Annotated in this window: 3 protein-coding genes; 2 read left to right on the plus strand and 1 reads right to left on the minus strand. The window is 71.3% G+C overall.

Annotation, left to right across the window (positions count from 1 at the left end; genetic code table 11):
* The first annotated feature begins 142 nt into the window (after positions 1-142).
* Entirely contained in the window at positions 143-1,096 is a 954-nt protein-coding gene (locus tag B3S45_RS05430) for a GlxA family transcriptional regulator (RefSeq protein ID WP_286717822.1), read from the plus strand.
* Positions 1,097-1,135: 39 nt separating this feature from the next.
* On the opposite strand, the gene B3S45_RS05435 is transcribed toward B3S45_RS05430, so the two are convergent.
* Positions 1,136-2,398, minus strand: coding sequence for a hypothetical protein (locus B3S45_RS05435; protein WP_286717824.1), 1,263 nt, complete (start codon positions 2,396-2,398; stop codon positions 1,136-1,138).
* 87 nt (positions 2,399-2,485) lie between these two features.
* On the opposite strand from B3S45_RS05435, the gene B3S45_RS05440 reads away from it, so the two are divergent.
* The coding region (locus B3S45_RS05440; RefSeq protein ID WP_286717825.1) for an FAD-dependent oxidoreductase at positions 2,486-3,481 on the plus strand (996 nt) is incomplete at its 3' end.

Below are 3,481 nucleotides of genomic sequence, written 5' to 3' on the forward strand. Positions count from 1 at the left end.
GACGTGCGCTCCGATGTAGCCGGCACCGCCGGTGACAAGCCAGGTCATGCCTTCAGGCTATCGGGGCCGCCGCATCGGCTTTTCGCCGCCGGGCGCCCGTGGCAGAATTGCCTCGTTCCACACATTCCCGCCAGGAGGCGTCGTGCTGCAGAAGGTCGTCCTGCTCGCCATTCCTGGCGTCGCGCCCTTCGAATTCGGAGTCATCTGCGAGATCTTCGGGATCGACCGCAGCGACAGCGGCGCCCCCGCCTTCGACTTCACCATCGCCACCGCCGACCCGGGGCCCGTCCGCACGAGCCTCGGCTTCGACATGGTCATCCGCGACGACCTGTCCGTCGCCGCCGACGCGGACCTCGTCGCCGTCACGGACCAGGCGATCGGCGACATCGACGAGCGATACCTCGACGTCATCCGCAGCGCGGAGGCCCGCGGCGCATGGGTGCTCAGCGTCTGCAGCGGAGCCTTCGTTCTCGCGCAGGCCGGGGTGCTCGAGGGCCGTCGCGCGACAACCCACTGGATGTACGCCGACCGCCTGGCCCGCGAGAATCCTGGCACCGATGTCAACCCCGAAGTCCTGTTCATCGACGACCGCAAGGTGGTCACCGGGGCGGGCACCGCGGCGGGCATCGACGCCGCCCTCCACGTCGTGCGAGTCGAGCACGGCGCGGCCGCCACCAACGTGATCGCGCGCCGCATGGTCGTGCCGCCTCAGCGCGACGGCGGGCAGTCGCAGTACATCCCCACCCCGGTCGCCGAGTGCCACGACGACTCGCTCGCCGACGTGATCGAGTGGATGCTCAACAACCTCGCCGAGGACCTCGCGATCGAACAGCTCTCCCGGCGTGCGCTCATGTCGACGCGCACGTTCGCACGGCGCTTCCGCGCCGAAGTCGGCGCGACCCCCGCGGCCTGGCTCAACACGCAGCGCATCCTGCGCGCGCGGCAGCTGCTGGAGGAGAGCGACCTCGGCCTCGAGCAGATCGCCCACATGGTCGGATTCGGCACCGCCGCGGTCATGCGCCACCACTTCCTGAAGACGCTGCAGACCACGCCGACGAGCTACCGCCGCGCCTTCGGCGAGCGCGCGGCCGGCTGAGGGAACCCGCGCGGCTCCCGGCTGACGCGAGACCGTGGGTCAGCCCGCCGACGCGGCCCCATCGTCAAAGGCCTCGAACAAGCGCCCGAGCGACGCGATCACGTCGTCGCGGTCGAGGCGTTTCGTCTCGAACCAGTACGCATTCTCGCCGACCTGGACGACCGTACGGCAGGTCGAGTCGGCGCAGGAGATGCGCGCCCGCTCAGCGCCCGCCACCTCGACCGCGCTGACAGAACCCATTCTCGGCCACACCTCGGCGGCGCCGTGCGCCGACCATGCGCCCCCGGGCAGCGCCTTGGCGCTCACGACGACCCGGGAGTCCTCATCGAAGGTGGTTCCGCCGGTGAGGCACCACGCGGCGTCGAGCTCTCGCCACAGCGCGAAGCCGTGCGCGCCGCCCGCATCGCTCCCGTACGTCACGAGCTCCTCGTCGAAGGCCGCCTGCAGCTGCTCCCCGACCTCGCCGTCGACGCACAGCAGCGGCCCGATCTCGTCGTCCGAGGGAACCCAGGCGTTCGTCGCCGGCTCCGCGCTTCGAAGCGCGCGCTCCACCGAGTCGAGCACCGCCTGCATGCGTGAATTCAGCTCGGCGCTGTCGGGCGCGCCCGCGACCGAGAATCCTGCCTCGACCCAGGCACCGCGGACGTGCATCCCGCCGAAGCAGCCGGGTCCGCCTCGGTAGCCCGCACACGAGAACACGGAGGCGTCGCCCGCCGTGTTGATCACCGCGGATCCGCCGTCGTAGCGGAACAAGGAGTCCGGATCCGCGGCGGCGCCCGGAAGCACGGCCACGCTGAGAGGATCCGTCGCTGCGACTGCCGCTGCCGACGATGTCAGTCCCCACACGCAGTCGAGGCCGCCCGTCGACAGCAGAGCCGCTGAGGTCCAATCCCACGGCTCGCTGTCGGCCACGAGCACCGCCTGCTCGCCGAGCACCGTGAAGGCCAGGTCCGATGGCACAAGCTCGTCGCACACGACATCGAAGAGCGAGGTCGGCCGCAGGAGCGCCGCCTCGACCGGTTCCGGACTCGACGTGACCGGCGGACTCGACGTCGCCGTCGGGCTCGGCGCCGGGGCGGCACTCGAGCCGCCCCCGCTGACCAGCGCCACGGCGATGACCGCGACCGCCGCGAGCGTCGCAAGCCCGCCCACGATCAGCAGGACCCGAGCGGGCGTCAGGACGGCAGCGCCGGGGGCCGTGACGGCCGTTTCGGGTCCGCCGGCGTTTCCGCTGCTCTTCGGCCCGGACACCGGCGGCACCGACAGCCGGTCACCGCCCGTCAGCGATGAGTCGTCGACCATGGAGCGAGACTATACGAGCCTTGCTCATGCCGGCGCGCCGCGGGCCGGTATCGTGGGCGCGTCCGCTCCTTCGAGAGAGAATCGCTCATGCCCCACATCATCGTCGTCGGCGGCGGTCTGCTCGGCACCGTCTCCGCCCTGCTCGCGGCGCGGCGCGGTTGGGAGGTCACGCTGGTCGAAGCCGAGCCCGCGCTCTGGACCCGGGCGAGTCGCGTGAACGAGGGCAAGATCCACCTCGGCCCGGTGTTCGCGCTCGGGGGCCTCGCGACGGCCGAGGTCATGCTTCGCGGGGCATTCTCGTTCGCCTCGACGATCGACGAAGCGGTCGGACGGCGGATGAACTGGGCCGAACTCGTCACCGACTGCTTCGACTACGTCGTGATGCCCGACAGCCTGTGCGGCGCCGACGAGCTCGCCGAGCGCTACGCCGGCATCCGGGCGACCCTGGATGCACTCCGCCCGCAGCTCGGCCGGGACTACCTCGGCGGCGACATCGAGCGGGTCATCGCGACCACCCCGCACACGCACGAGGCCTCGGGTCTTTGCGCCTTCCGCTCCGAAGAGCGCGCGGTCGATGCCGTCGCGCTGGGCGCGATCATCGTCAACGCCGTGGAGACCTCCGGCATCCGCGTGCTGACGCGGACGACGGCCACGCGACTCGAATCCTCGAGCCTCGCGCACGTCCACGTCGCATCGCACGACGGCACCACCTCCGTGCTCTCCGGCGACGTCGTGGTGAACGCGGCGTGGGAGCACCAGCAGCAGCTGCTCCCCGCAGAGCACGCGGTGGAACGCAACTACCGCCTCAAGGCGGCGACGATCGTGAATGGGTACCGCGCGCCGCACCCCCTCACCCTCGTACAAGGCCCCTACGGCGACGTCGTGCCGTACGCCGATCGCACCTACGCGTCGTGGTACCCGGTGGGCCGTCTCTCGCACGAGCATGGGCTCGCGCCGAGCGACACGACGATGGCACGACTGCGCGGCCTCGCCGACGACACCGAGCTCGGTCGCGCCCAGCTTGCCGCGCTGCGCGGGATGCGCCTTCTGGAGGCCGACCTCGAGCCATCCGAGGTGATCGGA

The organism is Microbacterium sp. UBA1612, from assembly GCF_002321605.1.
Classification (GTDB): Bacteria; Actinomycetota; Actinomycetes; order Actinomycetales; family Microbacteriaceae; genus Microbacterium; species Microbacterium luteum.